Annotated in this window: 10 protein-coding genes; 6 read left to right on the top strand and 4 right to left on the bottom strand. The window is 63.1% G+C overall.

The window, feature by feature from the left end:
- Nucleotides 1-8: 8 nt before the first annotated feature.
- The 4 genes from AX672_RS15585 to AX672_RS15570 all read right to left on the bottom strand — a co-directional run bounded on the left by AX672_RS15585 (nucleotide 9) and on the right by AX672_RS15570 (nucleotide 8,479).
- Nucleotides 9-2,801 carry a DUF1156 domain-containing protein gene (locus tag AX672_RS15585; RefSeq protein ID WP_221220811.1) on the bottom strand — a complete coding sequence of 931 codons (2,793 nt, stop codon included), beginning with the start codon at nucleotides 2,799-2,801 and terminating at the stop codon, nucleotides 9-11.
- The gene (locus AX672_RS15580) at nucleotides 2,798-3,790 is read right to left on the bottom strand and encodes a hypothetical protein (protein WP_054362468.1); all 993 of its coding nucleotides are present in this window, start codon (nucleotides 3,788-3,790) and stop codon (nucleotides 2,798-2,800) included. The genes AX672_RS15585 and AX672_RS15580 overlap by 4 nt, the downstream gene beginning before the upstream one ends.
- 278 nt (nucleotides 3,791-4,068) lie before the next feature.
- Complete coding sequence (locus tag AX672_RS15575; protein ID WP_066652926.1) at nucleotides 4,069-7,572, bottom strand: helicase-related protein; 3,504 nt, start codon at nucleotides 7,570-7,572, stop codon at nucleotides 4,069-4,071.
- A 22-nt stretch (nucleotides 7,573-7,594) separates the two neighbouring features.
- Nucleotides 7,595-8,479, bottom strand: a complete 885-nt coding sequence (locus tag AX672_RS15570; protein WP_054362476.1) for a WYL domain-containing protein — start codon at nucleotides 8,477-8,479, stop codon at nucleotides 7,595-7,597.
- Between the two features lie 228 nt (nucleotides 8,480-8,707).
- On the opposite strand from AX672_RS15570, the gene AX672_RS15565 reads away from it, so the two are divergent.
- The 6 genes from AX672_RS15565 to AX672_RS15540 all read left to right on the top strand — a co-directional run bounded on the left by AX672_RS15565 (nucleotide 8,708) and on the right by AX672_RS15540 (nucleotide 22,782).
- Complete coding sequence (locus tag AX672_RS15565; RefSeq protein WP_066652920.1) at nucleotides 8,708-11,362, top strand: PD-(D/E)XK nuclease family protein; 2,655 nt, start codon at nucleotides 8,708-8,710, stop codon at nucleotides 11,360-11,362.
- Nucleotides 11,362-14,754: a UvrD-helicase domain-containing protein gene (locus tag AX672_RS15560; protein WP_066652972.1), complete on the top strand. Its 3,393-nt coding sequence runs from the start codon at nucleotides 11,362-11,364 to the stop codon at nucleotides 14,752-14,754. The genes AX672_RS15565 and AX672_RS15560 overlap by 1 nt, the downstream gene beginning before the upstream one ends.
- A gap of 14 nt (nucleotides 14,755-14,768) precedes the next feature.
- The gene (locus tag AX672_RS15555) at nucleotides 14,769-18,110 is read left to right on the top strand and encodes a DEAD/DEAH box helicase (RefSeq protein ID WP_066652916.1); all 3,342 of its coding nucleotides are present in this window, start codon (nucleotides 14,769-14,771) and stop codon (nucleotides 18,108-18,110) included.
- A gap of 63 nt (nucleotides 18,111-18,173) precedes the next feature.
- Entirely contained in the window at nucleotides 18,174-19,427 is a 1,254-nt protein-coding gene (locus tag AX672_RS15550; protein ID WP_082730591.1) for a DUF6361 family protein, read from the top strand.
- A complete protein-coding gene (locus tag AX672_RS15545) occupies nucleotides 19,424-21,229 on the top strand; it encodes a phospholipase D family protein (protein WP_066652914.1) in 1,806 nt (601 codons plus the stop codon). Before AX672_RS15550 ends, AX672_RS15545 begins: the two co-directional genes overlap by 4 nt.
- Complete coding sequence (locus AX672_RS15540; RefSeq protein WP_202189357.1) at nucleotides 21,226-22,782, top strand: hypothetical protein; 1,557 nt, start codon at nucleotides 21,226-21,228, stop codon at nucleotides 22,780-22,782. The genes AX672_RS15545 and AX672_RS15540 overlap by 4 nt, the downstream gene beginning before the upstream one ends.
- The last annotated feature ends 30 nt before the right edge of the window (nucleotides 22,783-22,812 follow it).

Here is a 22,812-nt window from a genome sequence, read left to right as displayed (position 1 = left end):
TTCCCCCCTTAAATGTCCAGCCGGATCTGACGATCGCCGCTTGTGTCGTGGATGGCTGCCGCAGCCTTTGTCAGCTCGGTCCAATCGGCGATCAGGGCGTTGTAGGCCGTGGCCTCCTTCGCATCCTTCCGCTTGTTGGCGCTGATGTCGTAAAGGCAGTAGGCGAGATCCTTCACCGCCTCGGCCTGGGTGTTGATTTTCTTCAACAGGACAGCGGTGTCGTGGGAGATGCCGTCCTTCTCGTGCCGCCTGACCAGATGCTGGAGGCACTCCCACACCGTCAGGTGTCGGTCCTCCTCCGGGTCCCAATCCTCGTCGAGTTCATCACGGGCGAGGATGCGGACCTTGCCGGCCGCGCTGTCCACGATCCCGGCATGCTTGACGCTTTCGACCGAGATGCCGCGCGCCGTGGCGATGCTGTTGGCCGTCCCGTACTCGCCGGTCTTCAGCCCATTCTGCTCGAACCAGGTGATAGCGAAGCGCGTGTCTGGGTCGAACTCCCCCTGGATACCGCCCAGGTATTCGTCCAGTTCCTTGTTGATCAGCTGTAGTGCGGTCTTCACACTCATCGGATTGTCGTCCGACTCCAGTACAGCCTTATAACGCGAGAATACCCCCATGCCGGGTCCAATCGCAGATTGCGGCATATCTGCTGGTGCAATGGTAGCAGCCTGAAGCTCTGAGATCGCCGGCGGCAATTCACGTTTCAGGGCACGGATAAATTCGGCACGGGTAACGACCTCGGCTGTGATCTCCTTTTTCCGGCACACCAAGACGACCGAATTTGCGAGAGCGTTGGTTCCAGTCGCAATTGTCCGGGCTGAACGCTCCGTTCGAACAGGCCACGTTCCAACAATCGCGTAACCTGCTTCAATCACAGCTTGTAAGAAGGTTGCCCAGCCGGTTGAACTCAGGCCGTCTTGCTCGACCTCGCTTTGCTTAAAGGCATAGTAGATTGTCGCGGGAAATGATGAAGATGATTGGCGGGCGAGGCTAGATATAGCCGCCGTCATACCCGTCAAAAAATGCTCCTCAGCATTCGCTTTCCCGCCGTGCCGATAAGGCGTCGCGACCAGCTCCTCTTCTTTAGGAACGGAAATAGTGCTTCCAAGATCAGGATAAACATCCTTGATATTACGCCTGAGCCATACATAAAAATAATCTGATAGATCCGCGTATCCTATATTGTCGTAGTATGGCGGATCAGTCGAAACGACTGCTCCATTCGGCAAACGTACATTCTGCGCATCGTGCTGGATCTCAGTGCCGGCCGCGTTTGGACTCAGCCCAGAGAGAGCCTTCCAGACCCAATCGACGGCACCGAGATAGTTTCCAGTACTATCGCTGAAGACATTGCATTCAGCGAAATCCCAAGTCATCGGGATCGCCTGCCGAGCAAACGTGAAACGGATGAACTCCGATGACGACCATGTGGCGATCGAACTGCCAGCATCCGCAAGCCGGTCAATCGCAAACGACAAATACACGCTGACAGCTTCGGCGTAGGCTTTGGCACCTTTGCCGCCATCGCGCAGTGGGGTCGGATCAGAAGCGAGCCCGGCAACCAATGCGTCAGTCTGAATCTGTGTTCGCGCCTCTTGGACTAACTCGCTGAAGGTGTTCAGCGCTACCAACTGTCGGTCGGTAAACAAATCACCGAAGGTCGCCAAACCGTAGTCCACGGTCCAGAAATTCCGTGGATCATTCGGCAAACTGGTTCCTGGTTTCCAGTCGGGTTTTGCCGAAAAAGCGAGATGCTCGTGCGCCTCCGCAGGTGCGACATACGCCCGGCCACGATTGCCTTCCGCCACGATCGCAATCAGGGTTTGACCCATGTTGCCGGCGCGGCCATTGCTTTTCACATAGTCAGGTGTGATCGCCGTATCCGACATAAGGCAACGGAAATTTGCACCGCGACCGGCCTTCGTCCCTTCTTTGGCCGCAGCGAGTTCGGCTTTCGTGCCACCTTGCCTGATCCGATAAGAGATGGCCTTGGCTTGCTTGTCGACAATCGGCTCTACCCACGTTTCCTTCCCGGCCTTAGTGCTGAGCAGGAAACTCGATGCGATAGGAACCTGCACGCTGGAAAAGGCAGGGTCGGGGCTGGGTACTGTTCTTGCCCAAATCCAAGCGATCACCGTCCCTTTGCCACCGCCGTACTCCTTCGGTAGATCCACTTGTGGATAAAGATGCCCGATGCGCTCCCACGCCTTCTCACGCACCCACTCGCCATAGTATTTGACGTCCTCCGCAATGCCCTCGGCGTTGCGGTAAAACTGCCGGTCCTTTGGGCCTGGATGAATCGGTTCCTCGTTCTTGAACTTCGGCGGGATCTCGATCATCGCCTTGCCGATCATCACCGCGACCGGATTCAGATCAGACCCATAGGCCGGAAAACCGAGACGCTGCGCCTCCAGTGGAATCGATCCACCGCCCGAGAACGGGTCATAGACCGGCGGCAGATCGCCGCCACAGCTCTTGCGGATTTCGGCGCGGGCACGTTCCAGCACCTCCTCGTTGGTCGAGTTCTCCCACTTCACCAATTCCTCAATGATGCCAAACAGGCGCTTGCGCTCGGCCTCCTGCGCTTCATGCGTGGGGAATTTTTCGAGGTCGCTCGACGGATCATCGACAAGCTGGGCGAACAGCACGGCGCGGCACGCCGCCAACGGCCGCCGCGCCCACCATAAATGCAGCGTGGACGGATGCCCGTGCCGGATCGATTTTTCGCGCGCTGAGGCCTCATTGATCTTCTCAAGAGGAATCGCGACTTCGATGAGCTTTTTCTTGTATTTTGTCACAGTTCCACCTCGATCCATTCAAAATCCGGAAATGGCTGGCTGGGACGCTGCAATCTCAGCTCGCCCAGTAAGGAACCATCCGAAAAAACACTGCCGTAAAACGCCCCACCATCCAGGTCAGCAGGCGTGTCTCGCCACTCGGAAGGCTCAAGTGCCATCAACTCTGAAGCGGCGGCAGATTGTGTCGCCGAGCTCAGTGCGTTGAGGACTTTGAGATCGAGACCGACTAGCTCGATGTCGACGCCATCCCGTAACCAGGGGAGAGGCCAGAAGGGCCAGTCCCTAAAATCACGCCAGAATTCACGGCTGGATAGTTCGGGGTGCCTTGGCATCACTGAGGCTATGCTGACGGCGTACCGACGCCCGGCAACGGAGATAACAGGAAGCTCGTACCGCTGCGGCTCTCCGTCGCCCGCACGAAGCCGAGCAGCCGCTTCGTCCAAGCCCATAGCCGACAGCCATGAGGCATAGTTTGCCCGGCGAACCACGTCCGGGGGAAACTCGACCGGACTTTCTGGGGTCTCCGGCTCGGGGTCGACGAAGGCGATGAGCGATGTCTCGCCAGAGGTATCGTTGGCCTCCCGCAGGAAGGTGCCGATCGCAAAACTCTTGATTGGCTGGGGATTGATATACTTGTCCCAACCGTCGAGTTGGCTCAGTCCATCTTTCAAAGCGCCTTTGATGGGTGGCATCTTGCCCGGGGAGGAAAATCCGCCCTTCGACTCAGCGAGGACCCATTCTCTTTGGCTATTTTCGGCGATAAAATCAGGCGCCTTGGACTTGTCCGCCGGCCATTGTCGGTTCTGCGTGGCGGCGCGTTGCGTCCACTCGGTTTCAAAGCGACCGACGTAGGCGTAGCCTTTGTCCTCCAGGAACAGCAGAGCCATGCCTTGTGCGATCCGCCCCGCAAAGCCCGACCCTGAGAAGTCGGCGTAGAAACTCGACATGCCGTCTAGCAGGCACCACTCGTTCGCCGTCCAATCAAACAAGTGGCCATTTTCGAGCAGAAACCCGGTAGCCCCCAGCCATCGAATCGGGGTGGTCGGCCATCGCAAGCAATCGGCCTTCTTGACCGCATGAGCTAAGCGCCAAGCGCTGAATTCAACGCTCCCCGATGCCTTAGGCAGCGGCCGTGTTCGACCGTGGGGCTTCTCTACCTTGGCTTTCGTCAATTCATGGAGAGGCAGGCAACTGCGTCCGCGAAGTGCACGAACGACCTGCCTGGAGGCGGCTCCCCAACTAGACATATTTACAAGCGGCAAGACCATCAGTGTGCGGCCTCCGCCCGTTCCAACAATCGGCGAAGATCAAACTGAATTGCGGTTTCAAGGAACGACGGCTCCCGCTCGACCAACGGGCCACGCACATAGCGCGGCGCATGGGCGAAGCCGGCCGTAACCGGCACAATAGCGAGAATGAACTTCTCCGGCTCGTGCAGCGATGTGATGACTTCCTGCCGCGTAACCATCACGCTGTCGGCTCCGTCGATGCGCCCCTTGACCTCGATGAAGCGCAGATGTCCCGACTTCGGATCGTGCGAGGCGATGTCATAGCCGATCTTCTGGGCGGAGACGTCGGCCGGCTCGTTGCCCAGCGCCCGCTCGGCCTCCATGACAGCTTCCATCGCAGCAAGCTCGATCACCCGGCGCGCAACGGGGTCTTCCGCGAAATGGTTCGGGACGCTTGGCGCCTGACGCTCTTCCAGTAGCCCACGCGGGATGACGACCATGCCGCCCCGCACGCGCGGCGGCTGCGAGGAGATAAACCGCTCCCGTTCAAGCTGGTCCATACGGCGCTTTTGCCGATCCGCCAGATCCTCGGCCCGGCGCTGCGCGTTCTGCCAGTTCACCCGAGTCTTCTTGCCGGCCCGCTCCTCTTCCTTCAGCTCGAAGGCGCGCGAGTCCCAGTAATTGATCTCCTTCTTGAGCCGGGCGCGAACCTCCTGCTCGACCTTTTCGATCTCGGGCAAGCGCCGCGCTTTAACCTCGGCGACATGGCCCTGCGCCAGCTCGACCGTCGCGAACCGGATCGCGGCCTTTTCCAGATCGGTAGTCAGCCAGCTCTCCTCCAGAAGATCACGCACGCTGGCGATCTCTTCCGGCTTGGCAGGCCGCAGGTTCAAATGCGGCGCGATGCCGGCGTTGACGGTGTTTCCGGCCTTGTCGATGGCGGCGAACTGGAGCCGCTGCGAAATCACATGCGGCTTGCCGGCGCTGGTGACGCGACCGTCCTGGACGGTGTGTTCCAGCAGGAAAATCGCCGACAGCGCGTCTCCAGCATCGGTGTCGTCTACCAGGATCGCGCCCTGCCGCATGATTTGCTCATACTGCTCGCGGATCAGGCTGATTACAGCTTCGAGCAGCGGATGGCCCGGGCAGACGAAAGCTGCGACCGGCTGCTGGTTGATTTTGTCCTTCTCGAAGCAGATCCGCTCATATTGCGTCTGGAGCGGTGCGCCATTACCGATCTGACGATCCCGCTCTCGGATACGCACCGGCACATGGGCAATCTCCCAGCGCCCTTCCTCGCGGCGCTTGATCCGGCCCCCCAGATGCTGGAACGCCTCGACGAAGAAGCTCTGGATGTGATGCGGTTGCAGGCGCAACGCGTCGGCGCGCTCCATTTCGAGCCGCAGTTCCTCGACCTTGGCCTCCGGCATCGTGTCGTTGGTCAGGGCGCGGCGGCGCAGAAGCTCAAGCAGGTTCGCCTGGTCGACGGCGCCATCGACCTGCTGGAACAGGCGGGCCTTGACCTCTTCCCGCTCGCCATACTGAATCGCCTCGAACAGCAGATCCTTGAGCGCCACGCCGTCGAACAATTCCCCGAGCACGTCATAGACGCGGCCGCCCAGCGCCTCGCGCGCAGCTTCCAGCTTTTCGAGCAGCCGGGCGTAGACCTCGCCCTCGCGCGTATCAGCCGCGACGAGATTCCACAGGTGGCACACCTCTGTCTGACCGATGCGATGGATGCGGCCGAACCGTTGCTCGATCTTGTTCGGGTTCCACGGCAGGTCGTAATTGACCATCAGGTGGCCGCGCTGAAGGTTCACGCCTTCACCGGCCGCGTCGTTGGCGATCAGGACCAGCATGTCCTTGTCCTGCATGAAGCGCTCGACGACCTTACGCCGCTCTTCGCGCGACACGCCGCCGTGGATCACCTCGACCGCCTCGGGATTGCCGAGCCGCGCCCTGACCTTGTCGAGCAGGTAGTGCAGCGTGTCCTTGGGCTCGGTGAAGATGATCAGCTTGCGGCGATTGCCAGCGGCGTCAACCATCAAATCGTCATCGAGGATACGGTTGAGCTGACTCCACTTTGTATCCACGCCAGAACGGAGAACACCGAGCGCCATAGTCTCCAAGCCCTTCAGAGTCTCGACTTCCAGGGCAAGTTGCTCGACCGTCTCGGCCGTCGTCGCGCCCGTCGAGATCAGGTCCTCAAGCTCGTCGATCTCCTCCTGACCATATTCCTCGATGTTGCCGAGCATGTCGGCATTGATCGTCGGCTCGCTCGTACCTGCCCGGCGGCCCTTGGCGGCAAGGCGAGCTTCGCCCAGTTCGTTTTCCAGCCGCTCGCGGCGACGCTTAAGGGACTGGTAAATTGCGGCCGGTGACGAAGCGAGCCGGCGCTGGAGGATCTGCAATGCGAAGCCGACATTGTTACGCTTCTTACCGTCGCCCTCCGCGAAGCGCTGCACGCGGTTCATCTCCGTGCGCACATATTCAGTGACGGCGGTGTAGAGCGCGGCCTCCCCCTCCGAGAGCTGATATTTGACCGTGCGCGCCCGCCGCTCAGGGAAGAGCGGCCGACCGTCGAATTTGAGCAGTTCCTCCTTGGTCAGCCGCCGCATCATGTCTTCGGTGTCGGCGTAGTGGACACCATCGCGGAACCGACCCTCGAACCGATCGCCGTCGAGCAGCGCCATGAAGAGCTGGAAATCCTCTTCCTTGCCATTGTGCGGTGTGGCCGACATCAACAGCAGATGCCGGCAGACCTGGCCGAGCTTCTGGCCGACCTGATAGCGGCGGGTGTATTTCACCTCTCCGCCAAAATAAGTGGCCGACATGCGATGGGCTTCGTCACAGATGATGAGGTCCCATTCGCGCGCGCTCATGAGCTTCTCCTGAAGCTCCTCGTTGCGCGCCAGCACATCGAGACGGACGATCAGCCGGTCCCGGTCGCTGAACGGATTGCCCGACCGCGAATTCTCGATCATGTCGCGGGAAAGGATGTCGAACTCGAGATTGAATTTCTGGCCGAGTTCGTCCTGCCATTGTTCAACCAGGCTGCCGGGCGCGACCACGAGGCAGCGCTCCAGGTCGCTACGGGCGATCAGTTCCTTCATCAGCAGCCCGGCCATAATCGTCTTGCCGGCGCCGGGATCGTCGGCGAGCAGGAAGCGCAGCGGCTGTCGCGGCAGCATTTCGCCATAGACTGCCGAAATCTGGTGCGGCAGCGGATCGACCAGACTCGTGTGGATCGCCAGATACGGATCGAAATAGTGCGCCAGCTTGATGCGGTTGGCTTCCGTCACCAGCCGCAGCAACGCGCCGTCAGCGTCGAACGACCAGGCCCGCCCGCTCTGCTCGACCTCAAGCCGGTGCTCGTCATCCCGATAAAGAACGGCCTCGGCCACCGAGCCGTTGTGGTCGCGGTAAACGACGCTGATCGCCTGATCGCCGATCCAGTCCACCGAGATCACATGCACAGCCTGAGCCGAGGCCACGCCCCGCACCGATGCGCCATTCTTTATGTCTTCAAGCCGTACCGCCATCAGCCGGCGCTCCCCAGGTCTTTCATAGCTGAAGCTCCGCTCGCTCAAGCGCAGCTTCAGTTTCTTTGCGGTTTATTGTTACGATATGCTGCGTATGGGCGCTCTGCTTCGTGGCGTCACCCAGCAAACCCAGACGCTTCAAAACATAAAAGAGCATCGCATAGCGGACTGCGAGCACGCCATTACCCTGATCGAGCCCATAATCCTTGGCGACAACCTTCTTCTGGCTCGCCGTCAGCGCAGGGTGCGGCCCGATGACGACATCGAAATAGTTGTTCCAGAGCCAGTCCCGGTCGCCCGATTCCCCCGGCTCGCCTTTCGCGCCGACATCGAGGATGCGCGGCAGCAGGAAGTCCTTGAACTTATGCTCCAGGTGGCAATAAGCCCGCGCGTGCCAGCGAAAGCCATCATAGCCGAAGGCATGAGGCGTGATGCGCCGCCAGATAGGGTCCGGCCGCACCTTGTTCATTGACTGATAGAAGATGTCGACGGAAACGCCCTCGCGGGTGGCGTCGAGGATTTTACGCAGAACCTTGATGTCGATGTCCCGCCTGGGGGTCAGCGCCACATCGGCGCTGGGCAGAGCCGCAATCCACGAATCATGGGCGGGAAGAGCGCCCTCGGCGACCGAGCGAAGCTGCGCGAGATAGACATAGGGGTCCGGCTCGAGAAAGCGCAGGACGAAGTGCTCGGCGGCGACATAGCGCTTGGCGCGGGTGTCGTACTCCATGTTGCCGGGCGCCCGCTCCTGATAGAGCGTCAGGTCCTTCGACGCCTGCGGAACCGACACGCCAAATACCTCCACGAGGTCGGCGCGGTTGATCGACCCCTCCCAAAAAAGCCGGAACTCGATGAACTCGAGCCGGCGCCCCACCCCCCATTTCAATGCCGTCGCGGCCTCTGCCATTGCCTCAGCCTCGTGTAGATGAGCATAAAAACTAGATGGACAACCCGATCTAGTCCGTGTAATTATTATTCACACTGCGAGGTTTCGTCAATGGATAATCAGATGCACTCGGAGGGGCAGGATGCGCAATCGCGCCGGCCGGAACCTCAAATCAGCGGCACGCGGACGGCGGTCACCGCCGCTGGCGCGGCGCCGCAAGCCTAAGCAGCGCCCGGAAGGAGAGCGTCCATGACCATCGCACATCGATCCACCCTGGTCGTTCATGGCCGCCTCGCCATGCGGGAGGCCCGTCTGGCGGCTGGACGGGAGAAGCGCCAAGGCCTTCAGATCATGTCCTTCGAGCAAGCCGCCGTGCGACTGGCCGGCGGCTTCGTCCGTCCCATCGACGACGAAAGCTTGCGCACGGCGATCCAGGCGGCCCTGCCGGCGACGCCGATGGGCGAGCTGGAGAGCATCAAGGATCTTCCTGGCATGATCGACGCAGCCGTCGACACGCTGCACAAAGCCTGGCGCGCGGGTATCGATCTGGCCATGCGCGCGGCCGACCATCCGCGCCTTGCCGCCATCGCGCGCCTGGAAGCGGCGGTCATCGAGCGGCTTCCGGCTGGCATGATGCGTCCTGTCGACATCGTCGCGACTGCGACCGCCCGCATCAATCATGCCACCGCCGTCCTTGGCCCCATGGAGATCGCCGGCCTTACCGAGCTTTCGCCGTGCTGGCGGCCGCTACTTCAGGCCCTCACGGCCTACATCCCCGTGCGGTGGGCCGCCGGCCCAAGGAGTGTTCCCGCATGGCTCGACGGCACAGGCGTCGCGATCGTGCGCACACCGGGGCAAGCGCCGGAGGTCGGCGCCGTCAGCGCGGCGACGGCCTATCACGAGGCTATCGAGGCGATGCGCTGGGCGCGACACCTGCTCGCCTCGGGCGTCTCGGCCTCAAAGATCGCTATCGCGACCGCCTCGCCCGCCGACTATGACGATCATTTCCTGGCCCTGCGCGCCGACGCCAATATCGACCTGCACTTCGTCCACGGCGTCCGCACCGTCACCACTCGCGAGGGACAGGCGGCAGCTGCGCTGGCCGACATCGTCGTGCGCGGCCTGTCGCAATCGCGTCTGCGGCGCCTGGCGACACTCTGCCGCGACGGTGGGGCATTCCAGGCTCTGCCTGAAGGCTGGCTGCGGGTTTTGCCGACCGATGCGCCCCTTTCGACGCTGGCCGCCTGGAACCGCCTGTTTGCCCGGCTGGCGCCGGAAGACTGGCCTGAAGCCGCCGATCACACTCCGGCGCTACGCGCGGCGATCGAGATGCTGGCAAAAGGCCCCGAAGCTGCCAGCGAAATCGGCGAGACCTTCCTCAAGGGCCGCGCGCTTGCGATCTGGCGCAAGGCGCTGCTCGCCGGCCCCGCCGCCTCGGTCGACGCGACGCTGGAGACCATGAAACAGGATGACGGCCTAGAGGCGTGCGCCTGTGTCGCCTGGATGCCGGCGAGCGCGCTCGCGGCCTCGCCCCGTCGCTTCGTGCGCCTCCTCGGGCTCAACTCCTCGCGTTGGCCGCGCGGCATCGCCGAGGACCGGCTGATCCCGGATCACATCATTCCGACACCGATTCTCGATCCCCTGCCGGTGAACCTCGCCGACCGCCGTGACTTCGAGACCATCCTCGCCACCACAGGCGATGCCGTCGTTCTCTCGCGCGCCCGGCGCGACAGCGATGGCCGTCTCCTCGGACGCAGTCCCCTCCTCGCCGGGCACGGCGACGAAACCTATCTGCGCCGCAACGCGACTCCGGCCCACGCCTTCAGTGAGAGCGACCGGCTGATGGCGCGGCCCCAGGAGTTCGCCGCCGATCCACAGGCGACTAGCGCGATCGGCTGCTGGCGCGACTGGCGGCAGGCGGAAATTACCGCCCATGACGGGCTGGTGCGCGCGGATCATCCGCTCATGCTCGCCATTCTTGGCCGCACCCAGTCGGCCAGCTCACTGCGCCGCCTGCTACGCAACCCGCTCAGTTTCGTGTGGGTCTACGGGTTCGGGTGGCGCGAGCCGCAGAGCAGCGCCGAACCCCTCGTGCTCGATGCGCTGGGAATCGGCGATCTTGTCCACATGGTACTCGACCGAGCCCTGCGCGATCTCGAAGCCGCAGGCGGGCTGGCCAGCGCCGCCACTGAAGCCATCGAGGCGGCTGTGGGCCGGGCGGCCCAAGCCGTCGCCACCGACTGGGAAAGCGAACGTCCGGTTCCACCGGCCGTCATCTGGGGGCGCACCCTCGATGATGCCCGCGTGCTGGCAGGCCGCGCCCTCATCTATGGCGACGATGCACTGCCCGGCGCGCGCGCTTATGGCGAGGTGCCCTTCGGCGGCTCGGAGCCGAAGACCAACGCTGACGTACCCTGGGATGTGAGCCTGCCGGTCACGATTCCTGACACCGGCTTCAACATCGCCGGCTATATCGACCGACTCGACATCTCGGGCGACGGCAAGCGCGCCCTCGTCCGTGATTACAAGACGGGCCGGCCGCCGCGCGGCGACATCCGCCTGAACGGCGGACGCGAGCTTCAGCGCTGCCTCTACGCGTTCGCGGTGAAGGCGCTCCTCGGCGACGACGTCGCCATCAGCGCCTCACTGCTCTATCCGCGCGAGCCGGTCGACCTCCAGCTCGACGATCCCGAGGCTGTGCTCACCGAGATCACTGGCTATCTGCGCGCCGCGAGAACCAGTCTCGCCGGCGGCGCAGCCCTGCCTGGTCCCGATACGGGCGGCGACTACGACGATCTCGCCTTCGCCCTGCCGGCCAATGCCGGCGCCACCTATTGCAAACGCAAGATGCCGGCCGCGACGGAGCGGCTGGGCGAAGTCGCTCAGGTCTGGGAGGCGGAATGATGAGCAACGTATCCAAGATGCTGAAGGATGACGGTGCCCGCCGCGATGCCATCAGCCTGCACGACCGCTCGATCCTGGTCGAGGCCGGCGCCGGTTCGGGCAAAACCGCTGTCATGGCCGGCCGCATCGCCGCCATGCTGGCGCAAGGCGTCGCGCCGCGTTCCATCGCCGCCGTCACCTTCACCGAGCTTGCCGCGAGCGAGCTGTTGTCCCGTGTCCGCGAGTTCGTCGCCGACCTCTCGGCCGGCAAGATCGCGACCGAACTGCGGGTGGCGCTGCCCGATGGGCTGTCGGAGACTCATTTGACCAATCTCGCCGCCGCCAGCGCCGCGATTGACGAAATCACCTGCTCGACCATCCACGGCTTTTGCCAACGCCTGATCAAGCCCTATCCGGCGGAGGCCGACATTGACCCCGGCGCGGGCGTCATGGATCGCAACCAGGCCGACCTCACCTTCCTCGAGATCGTCGATGGCTGGCTGCGCGAGCGCCTGTCCGGCGGCCAGGGCGGCCTCCTGGCCGAAATGGTGCTGCACAGCCCCGGCGAGACCGTGGCGCTCATCCACAAGATCGCCGAGAATCTGCGCCGCCGCCGCACGCTCCAAGCCCCGCCAATCTCTCCCCTTGACGGCCACATGACAGCGTTCCGGCAAGCGACGGCCGATTTTGCGGACTTCATGAACGGCACGGCGGCGGCTGAACCGGAAACGGTGACGATCGTGAAGCGTCTGGCCGAAATGGCGACGGCCCTTGCGAACGCGCCTGATTCCGCGACGCCCGCCGGCCTCGTCCGGCTCCTGACTTCGCGGCCCCATCCTGACCTTTGCACCAAGGCTGGCGCGTTCGCTTCCTACCGCAAGAAGGGCAAATGGGCGACAGCAGCCAAACAAGCGGGCCTCTCCAAGGCCGACGGCGATCGGCTGAACGACGCGGCCGAAGCGCATTACACCACCTCCTGCAATGCCTGGGGGGCGCTCATGCAGGCCACCGCCGGCCACGCTCTGGCGGCGCTGATCGAGGAGGCTCGCCCGATCCTGCAGCGCTACCGTGATCACAAACGGGCCAGCGCCCAACTGGACTTCGACGACCTCATCTTCGCCGCCCGCGATCTGCTGCGCGACCATGATGCTGTTCGTCGCGCACTCGGGCAGCGTTTCGCCCATGTCCTCGTCGACGAGTTCCAGGACACCGATCCCTTGCAGACCGAGATCTTCTGGCGTCTGTGCGGTGAGCCCGTCGACGACGCCAATGACTGGACGGGCTTTCACATCCGGCCTGGCGCGCTGTTCCTGGTCGGCGATCCCAAGCAGGCGATCTATCGCTTTCGCGGCGCCGACGTCGGCGCCTATGTCCAGGCGCGCGACGCCTTTCGCGCCCAGGCCCCCGACAGCCTGCTGTCGATCTCGACCAATTTCCGCTCCTGCGCCTCGATCCTGACTTTCGTCAACGAGCGCTTCGAGGCCGTGCTCTCGGCCGATGGACAGCCGGGTTTCACCGCACTGGACCCATTCCATGACGATCGCGGCGGAGTCTGCGTGGCGGCCCTCGACATCGCCGTAGCCGATGAAAACGGCAAGGCCAGCGCCGAGCAACAGCGGGACGCCGAAGCCGACGCCATCGCCGAGCTGTGCGCCCGGCTGATCGAAAGCCATCCGATCGTTGACCGTCGCAGCGGTGCCAAGCGGCCTTGTCTGCCAGGCGACATCGCCCTGCTGGCGCCCACCGGCGCGGAACTGTGGCGCTACGAGGAAGCCCTGGAGCGCCGCGGCATCCCCGTGGCGACCCAGGCCGGCAAGGGTCTGTTCCGCCGCCAGGAAATCCAGGACCTGATCGCGTTGACCCGCGCCCTGGCCGATCGCCGCGACACCCTGGCGCTCGGCGCGTTGCTGCGCGGACCTCTGGTCGGCCTGACCGAAGAAGAGTTGCTGGACATCATCTGGAGCCTGCCGCGCTCGGAAGAACAGCCGGATCGGATTCCGCGTCTGGATCTCAGCATCGACCCCGCCGTGATCGCCCATCCGCTCGCCCGCGAGGTCATCGAGCGGCTGCAATCGCTCTCCCGGCGTGGCAACAGCACGACGCCGCACGAACTGCTGTCGCAGGCAGTGGATGTCATGCGCGTCCGCCCGCTTCTCTTTGAGCGCCATCGCGGCCAAGCCGAGCGAGCGCTCGCCAATGTTGATCTCTATCTCAGCCTGTCGACCGGCTATGCCGTGCGCGGCCTGCGTGCCTTCGCAGAAGCCATGACGGCTGCCTGGTCGGACGAGGCGCGCGCCGTCGAGGGCCGACCGGACGCGCAGGAGGAGGCGGTCGCGCTCTTCACCATGCACGCGGCCAAGGGGCTCGAATGGCCGATCGTCATTCCGGTCAACACCATGACCGGCGTCATGGCGCCCGAGAGCGCGGTCATCGATCGGCAGACCGAAACCTTCTATTGCCCGGTCCTCGGCGTGCAGCCCGAGGGTTACGAAGCCGCGCGCGAGGCCGAAAAGAACGAGCTGGACCGCGAGCGCGTCCGGCTCTGGTATGTTGCGGCCACCCGCGCGCGCGAACTGCTGGTATTGCCCCGACTCGACACCACCCCCGCCAAATCCGCATGGATCGGTCTCGTCGATCTGTCGCTCGCCGATCTGCCGGGCATCGACCTCTCCCATCTGCCGGCCGACCTCACGCCGAGCAGCGCCGGCGCGGGCAACAGCCAGACGCGGGCGAGCTTCGCCGCCGAAGCCGAAAGCATCGCCGCCGCACAGACCCGGCTGACCTGGCTCGCCCCCAGCCGCGACGAGGACGCCACCGGGACCGTGCTGCGAGAGGAGGAAGTCGCGCTCTGGCCGGGGGCGGCCGACGACGAGCTGCCCGAGCTCGAAGCCGCCGCCCTCGTGCAGGGCGGCCGCGAGCGCGGGCTTATCCTGCATAAACTGATGGAAGAGGTGCTGACCGGCGAAACCCCGGAAGCGGAAGCTGCCCTGGTCGAACGGGCTGGCCACCTCATCCGCGCCCTCGGCCAATCCCCGGTCGCCGATCCGGCAACGGGACTGTCGGCGCAGGAGCTGGCGACCTGTGTGGCCCGGACCCTGGCGCTGCCCGAGATCGCAGCTCTACGGCCCGATCTTCTGGCCGAGCTTCCTGTCTATGCCGCAGAAGAGGCCGACGGCGTGGAGACCGTGACGGCCGGGATCGCCGACGCCCTGACCGTCGACGTCGACGGCCGGCCGGTCGTGGTGGTGGACTGGAAAAGCGACGTGAACCCTGACGACAAGGCGCTCGAACACTATCGGGCTCAGGTACGGGCCTATCTCGACATGACCAGCGCCGAGCGCGGGCTCATCGTCCTGATGACGAAGGGAACGGTCATCGTCGTCTCGCCCTCGCCACAGACCGTGGCAGCCTGACGGAGGGAGAAACGATGGCCTCCCGCAAGCGCCCCACCGGCTCCAACCAGGACGATCTCTTCAACCCCGAGATCGAACTCCTGCTGCCGGCTCGGCTTGCCGTTGACGGCAAGGTGCTGGGAAGCCCTGTGCGTCAGTTGGCTGTTCCGGCGAAGCGTGTGCGGTGCCGACTGCGTCCCTTCGCCATCCGCCGTGTCAATGGTCACGAGACGACCCTGGAATCCGGCGAGATTCTGAAGATCATCAGCGCGAAGACGACCACGCCATTGGAAGCCGATCTCATTCTCCTTGTGCCCGGCGCAACGGAGCCGGAACGGATCGCTGCGGCGCTCGAACTGGGTGAAGGCCGGTGGATGAATGTACCGCCCACCAGCATCGACACGCTGGATCGTTCCGCGCGCAGCGAGCGCCTGAAGGCTGTCTCCGCTTCCTGGATCGACGCGATTCATCTGCGCGAGGGGCGAGCCGCGGCGGACGGCCAGCCGGCGCAGCCTGGCTTGCGGCGTCCACAGGTCGGCGCGCTTCATGCCGCGCTTGCCCACGCGACGCGATCGACCGATCCGGCCACCATCGTCATGCCGACGGGCACGGGCAAGACCGAGACAATGCTGGCGCTCAATGCCAACCAGCGGTTCGAACGCCTGCTGGTGGTGGTGCCGACCGACGCGCTACGCGAGCAGATCGCGAGCAAATTCGAGACCTTCGGCGTCCTGAAGCAGCAGAAATGCCTCGATGAGACCGCAGCCTTCCCTTTGGTCATGCGGCTCTCGCATATTCCGACCAGCCAGGCCGAAGTCGACGAAATCTTCGACAGCGCCAATGTCATTGTCACCACGATGCAGATCGCTGGCCGCGCCGAGGCACCGGTGCAGGAGCGGATGGCGGCCCGCGCCTCAGCGCTCTTTATCGACGAGGCGCATCATATCGGGGCACGGACGTGGAAGTCCTTCCGCGGGCTCTTCGTCGAGCACGAGCCACCAATCCCAGTGATCCAGTTCACCGCTACGCCGTTTCGCGAGGACGGAGGCCGCGTCGATGGCGAGTTCATTTACACCTACCCGCTAAAAAAGGCGCAGCAGGAGGGCTATTTCAAGCCGATCCGCTTCGAAGCAGTCTTCGGTCTGGACCAGCCTGACGCGGACCAGGCCATCATCGACAAGCTCGGCGAAGTGCTCGCCACCGACCTGGATGCTGGCCTCAATCATCTTGCGATGGCCCGCTGCAACACGATCGAACGCGCCAAGCACCTGCACAGGCTCTATGCGGCGATCTATCCAGACTTTCGGCCAGTCATAGTCCACAGCCAGCAATCACTGAAGGAACGGCGCGAAAATCTTGCCGCGCTACGCCGTTTTGAGAGCCGGATCATCGTTTGCGTCGATATGCTCGGCGAGGGCTTCGACCTGCCCGAGCTGAAGATCGCTGCATTGCACGATCATCACAAGAGCGTTGCGGTGACGATCCAGTTCGTCGGCCGCTTCACCCGCCAGGACCCGAGGCTGGGTGATGCTACGGTGATCGCCAATACCGGCATCGACGATGTCGATCGCGCGCTGGCCAAGCTCTACGCTGAAGACGCCGACTGGAATGCGTTGGTGGAGGCGCTCAGTTCCGCAAAGATCGAACGCCAGGTTCGCCGCGCGGAAATGTTCAAGGGCTTTTCGGGAGATCTGAGCGACATTCCGCTCCAGACCCTGGAACCGAAAATGAACGCGGTCCTGTACCGGACCTCTTGCGACGCTTGGGATCCCGTTCGCGCTGAAGAACTCTACGACCCCGGCGTCTATCTCGGCATGAAGCTCAACCCGCATCAACGGGTCGCGATCTTCGTGACGCGGGCGGAGGAGCAGGCACGCTGGACCTCCGCGCAGCAGGCGGTGAACGTCACCTGGGACCTGCACATGCTTCACTGGGATCAGGCATGCGGCGTGCTCTATATCAGCAGTTCTGCAAAGGGGCCGTTTGACCGGCTCGCAAAGGCGGTTTGTGGCGATACGACGCGCCGCGTGGAAGGCGAGGAAGTGTTCCGCAGCCTCCACGGGTTCAAGCGGCTCATCCTGCGCAATCTCGGCCTCACCCACCATCAGGGACGAGGCGTCCGCTATTCGATGTATATGGGCGTGGATGTCGCCGATGGCCTCGACAGCGCGAAGTCCCAGTCGAGGATCAAGAACAACATCTTCGCCACCGGCTTCCTCGAAGGCCTTCCTGCTTCACGGGGATGCTCGGCCAAGGGCAAGTTCTGGTCCAGCGCCAAAGTCCATGACCTGACCGACTGGGTGGACTGGTGCCAGGATGTCGGCCGCACCGTGAACGATCCCAGCATCACGACCGACGGCGTCTTCAAGAGCGCGATGCGCCCCCACCAGATCAGCCAACGACCGGCTGTTCCGCCCGTGGCGATCCATTGGCCTGAATCTCTGATCACGCAGTTCGAGGAGCGGATTGAGATCTCGTTTGGCGATGTGCCGGTAACCTTCGCCGAATGCGATATCGAGTTGCTCGATAACGCGCGCACCGGGCCGCTGCGCTTCGCCGTGCGAAGCGACGACCACGCGGCCGAGTTCGAGATCGTCTTCAGCGACGGCCACGCCCGTTACCCCCAACGCGCCGGCCCCAAGGCGACGATCAAGATCGGCGGCAAGGTCCAGACGCTCTCGGAATCCTTCGGCGAGGACTCACCTCAGATCGACTTCGGTGATGGCTCGCTTCTCATCTACAGCCATCTCTACACCCTGCCCGAGGGCGAAACGATCGAGCCGTACCCGTCAGACAAGATCGAGGCATGGGATTGGTCAAAGGCCAATATTCGCGTCGAATCCCAGGGCACGGACAAGCGCGCTGACTCTGTCCAGCGTCTGGTCATCGACACCCTGTTGGCCGACCCAGATCCCTATGACGTGATCTTCGACGATGATGGCAAAGGCGAAATCGCCGATGTCGTGGCGCTGCGCATAACTGACAGCGTCGTTTCCGTGACCCTGTACCACTGCAAATATTCAGGGGCGGATACGCCAGGTGCGCGCCTCGGAGACCTTTATGAGGTTTGCGGACAGGCTCAGAAATCCGCTCGGTGGCGCGACCGGCCAAACCGCATGCTTCAACACATGCTGCGACGCGAAAAGATGCGCCGCGACCGTGGTCTCAGCTCGCGAATCGAGCAGGGCTCAGCCGCCGCGATCAAGAAGCTCAAGGTCGGGTGGCAAGATCACCGCTTCGAGTTCGACGTCCGCATTGTGCAGCCGGGGCTATCCCGACAAGCCATCGGCGAAGAAGGCCTGCATCTGCTCGCCGGCGTCGAAACCTACCTACTCGAAACCCGCGCCATGAGGCTGAAAGTTATTGGAAATGAATGATGCCTAGGGGCATCGGAAATCTTCTTATGCTGTGAATTTTCTCAAGCCTTGGGGGCAGGCTTCGTGTCAACTTTTGGGTTCACTTTTTTATCGCGCAAAGCGCTGGGCCAGGCCGAACAGATGATGTTCGGCGGCGCGGCGGGCGTGCGCGATGAGGTTGGTTTCCTCATCGTCCACCAGCGCTACGCAGATCACTTCTTCCCCGGCACATCGGTTCTGCACACACGGCTGCGCTACGCGCTTCTCATCCCCTGGCTTTACCAAAGCCTGCGGACGAAACGCCCTGTTCCCAAGGATTTTGGCCAAGCCTTTTCTGATCTCGAACATGAGCTGACCGGCCGGCTCAAATATGTCGAGGGCGTGGGCGGCGAGAAGGATGGCGTGATCGGAGGGGAGGTCTTCCCCCGCACGATCAGTCAGCCGCCAGCCTATGTCTATTGGACGGCGCTCACCAAATGGGGACTGATCGGCGCCCGCCCCGATGGCCGGCCGTGGAGCCGCCCGGACATGGCGAAGCTCCTGGCAGCGTCCAGCAAGCGCGCGCACCATGACGATGACGGAAAGCCCCTAGAAACAGTCGCCTGGCCCATCTCGGGGCTGATCGATGCACCCAGGGACTGGGATTCTTGGGGTGACTGGAATGACCGGTATTCCCAGGATGACCAAGGAAAACTAGCGCTCGACCTTTTACCCCCAGAGCAGATCTATCTCGCGACCAAACTCCGCGCCGTTCGCTCGCCGACCGATCCAAGTGAGCCGTCGCTCTTGTCGAAATTGGTTGGAAAACCACTCGGCGGGGCGGATCACTGCTGGGACAACGAAATCCTAGCCCTCGCCGGCAGGGAAGCCGCCATGCTGAAGCGGGCCGGCCAGGCTGCCGCGCTTTCGGCCATCGGCAGGGCGATCTATGCGGCTCAGGTCGAGACGCTCAAGGAAACCCGCGACAAGCGGCCACAGCCAAATTTGCACCGCGCCGAACTGAACGACGCGATCGAGCAATGGGGCAAGCAGGCCGCTCGGCTGGATATGGACCTGTTTCTCGCCGAAATCGGCCACCTCCCGCCTGCGGTGGAGGGTGTGTTGAAAGAAACTTCGGCCTGGGTCAGGGCGAATGGCAAGGACCCCATGCAGCTTCTCGAGGTGTACGCGCGGGCGGAAGTCAGCAGGAAAGACAATCGCGCGCGTCTCGCCAGCAATCAGTTCGGGGTCGATCGGCGTATGGAATGGCAAGGCGAGCACCATGGCCGCGCCGAGCCGCTCCATTATCGCTGGGGGAATGTGAAGCGGCTCCTGCGCGATCTGGAAGACGTCGCATGAGCGATCCTCAGGCATGGTCCGGTCAACCCTATCTCGACGAGATGCGGCCTGGGCGACTGGAGACGGTCAAGCTCGCATTGTTTGCGACCTACTCAGTCGATCTGTCGGCGGTCGCGGCGGCGTTGCTCGCCCTGATTGCTCGCAACAACGACAAGGGCAGCGGCACGGCGGTCGATTTTGCCGAGGCGATCGACAAGCTGCGCGATCGCGTCAGGATCATAATCCAGCGCGGTCGGATAGCGCGGCCGATAGCGCTTCCCCGTATCGCGGGCATCCTCGATCAGTTCATCGTCGAGCAGCCTTACGATGAACTAGAGCGCAGCTGGCATCCAAAGATTGCTTTGGTCGCCTACAACGGTCCCAAAGGGGAAACCCGCTGGAAGCTCTGGATTGGCAGCCGGAACCTCACCCGATCGCAGGATCTCGACGCGGGCGTTTTGCTGGACGGCAGCGAAAAGCGCGCGAAAGGACGAGTTCGGCTCCCAGGCATCGGAGCACTCGGGGCCATCCTCGCGCGCTCCGCGTCGCGCGAGGATGCCGATGGCATCGCAGAGCAACTGGAGGCGGTCTGGTGGGACGCCCCAGACGGGTTTCAGTTGCGCAGCCTGCTCAATGGACTGGATGAAGGCGTTGCTCTGCCATCGGAACCACCAGCCGGCGCGGTCGATGGCATAACCATCATCAGTCCGTTCTTGTCGCCCGATTTTGTGAAGAAGGCAGGTGGCTGGGGCAAGGCTGGATCCAGAACGCTGATTTCGTCGATGCCGGCCCTCACGGACATGGCGAGGCGGCCCGGCAAGCCGCTGGACGGATTCTCCAAAATCCTCGCCTATACTGCGCCAGACGTGCTCGTTGACGAAGCTCCGCTCGCGCTGCCAGGCGTCGAGCCCGCGTCCGAGGATGATGCGGAGCCGGCCCCCCTTGCTCTGCATGCCAAGATTTTTTGCTTCCACTCGGGCGAGAAGACCATCTTGAGAGTGGGGAGCGCCAATGCGACCGAGAGGGCCTGGTCGGGGCGCAACGCGGAAATCATGGTCGAACTCGAGGCCGGCGAAGCGTTCGGCTCCGGCCTGGCATTCCTGATCGGTAAAGCGACGCCGGTCACCATCGAGGAACTCGCCGTCGCCGATCCGCCCAGCACGAGCGCGGCCGATGCCCTGGAAGAGTCGCGCAAAGTGCTGATGGCATCCTGGAACCCGGTTCTGCGTCGAGACGGGGAACGCTTCTCGATCGATGCGGGGGCAGTTCCCTTGCTTGCCTATCCCGAGCACGTGCTGCACGCCGGACCTGCAAATGGCGACCTACTGGCTTGGCAGACGGACGCCGTCCGCCTCGATCTTGGCACGATCCCCTTGTCACTCCAGTCCGCCTTCATTCAGGCTCGGATCAGCGGACCGGACGGCGCTTTGCGATGGATGCAGCGTGTCACCGTCGATCCGCCGCTCGAAGAACAGCGTGATCTGGCCGCGCTGGCCAGCCACATGGGGCTTCGTGCATTTCATGACTGGATGCGCGCGATTCTCAGCGGCGACACACTGCCCGTCGGCGGTGGCGCATGGGATGAAGACGCCGGGGTGCAGAGCAACCGCCCCCAGAGCTTGGGATACGACCGCCTCACGCTCGAGGATATCCTCACGGCTTGGGCACGCGACCGCAAGGCGTTCGGTCGGGCCGATCGTCATTTTGCGCCCTATGTCGACGCCCTTCTCGCCCACGGTGAGAATCTGAGCGAAAGGGAAAAAGCTGACTTGAACGAACTTGTGCAGATCTGGGCCATCGCGCGGACGCGGCTTGCCTCATGAGCGCCAGATCGAAACCCTTCCAGTCCGCAACGGTCAGGGCTGCAACCGCTGCGCTGTCAGGAGGCAACCCGCTACGCCGGTTCCTGGTCGCGGACGAGGTCGGCCTCGGCAAAACCGTCGTTGCCCGTGACACGCTGGCAGCCCTGGCAAGCAAAGCGCGCAAGTTCACGGTCTATTATATTACGAGCGGGCTCAAGGTCGCGGACCAGAACAAGGTCGAGCTGCTCCGCTTCCTCGACAAGAACGAAGCCAAGGACGCACTCTCCACCATCGACCGCGTCGGCCTCATTCCGTTTGAGGAACGGCGCAAGGAAAAGATACGGCTCTACGCCTTTACGCCCACCACATCATTTTCCAGTTCGCAGCGCCTCTACGGCGGAAAGGCTGTCGAGCGTGCGTTCATCAAGCTGCTGTTGGATGAGCTGTACCCCGGCCTGACCGATGCCTTTCCTGAAGGCTATATCGAATATGGCGCGACCTCCGGCTGGCCATGGGCGTGCGAGGAGGCTCAGGGCAAATTCGACAACGTCTCCGCCCTCTTCAAGACGGCCTATGGCCGAGCGCTACGTACGGAATTTGGCAAGCCTGCCCGCGAGAACATTCTGCGTGCGATCGAGACGAGCAAATATGGTCAGAGCCTAGGCCGGATGCGAAAGGCGCTCGCTCAAGCCGCTTTGGATTCCGCCCCGCCCGACCTCGTGATTTTCGACGAGTTCCAATGCTATCGCGAGTTGCTCGACGCAGGCACGGATAACCCTTTAGCGCGCCAACTGCTGGCGGGTAACAATGGAACGCCGCCGCCGATCCTCCTCCTGTCAGCCACGCCCTACCGCTTCTATGCGGAGCGCTGGGAAAATGGCGTCGGAGCCGCTCCCCATGTCGAATTTTTCAAGATTATCGAGTTTCTGGGCGGGTCGGCTGCACGCGCAGAGGCCGAAACCCAATTTCGTCGGTTTGGTGATCTCTTGCATTTGATCGGTCATCTGCCGGCCGACAGTCGGCAGGCGGCGATCGAAGAGGCCCAAGCACTCAAGCATCATCTGGAGAGGCTCCTCACACCGCTCATGTCGCGGACCGAGCGCCCGGTTTCCGACCATGCCGGAGAGCCTGCGCCGCCCTCCGTAAGGATCGAGCCCCACGATCTCGACGTCTATCGCCATTTTACCGACCACGTATCGCCCAAGCTTGCCGGCAGCGCAGTCAGCTATTGGCTTTCAGTCCCGCTCCCTGCGCAGGCGCTGGGGGACCGTTATCAGATTTCTCGCAATATAGACTTTCCCGCCACACGCAGCGTTCCCCGCCTCGGGGTCACCAATTGCTTCAAGCCGCCAAAAGATGGCTGGGGGAGCGCCAAGCTGCGAGCCCTCAATAGCCTTGTACCGACAGAGGTGCTTGCGCTCCCTTGGGTGTTGCCATCGCTGACCTGGTGGACGCCTTCAGGCCCATGGGCGAAGATGACGCAATCGCCCAAGATGCTGATCTTCAGTAGGTTCAGGGCAACACCACAAAGTCTGGCAGCCCTCGTCAGGGTCGCGTCCGTCAATGTGGTGTAGAATTGGGTGTGGCCAGCGGGCTGCATTTTC

The sequence above is a fragment of the Sphingomonas sp. CCH10-B3 genome, assembly GCF_001556185.1.
GTDB lineage: Bacteria > Pseudomonadota > Alphaproteobacteria > Sphingomonadales > Sphingomonadaceae > Sphingomonas > Sphingomonas aquatica.
Note: the sequence above shows the minus strand (reverse complement) of the source record. Positions and strands in the feature narration are given on the sequence as shown.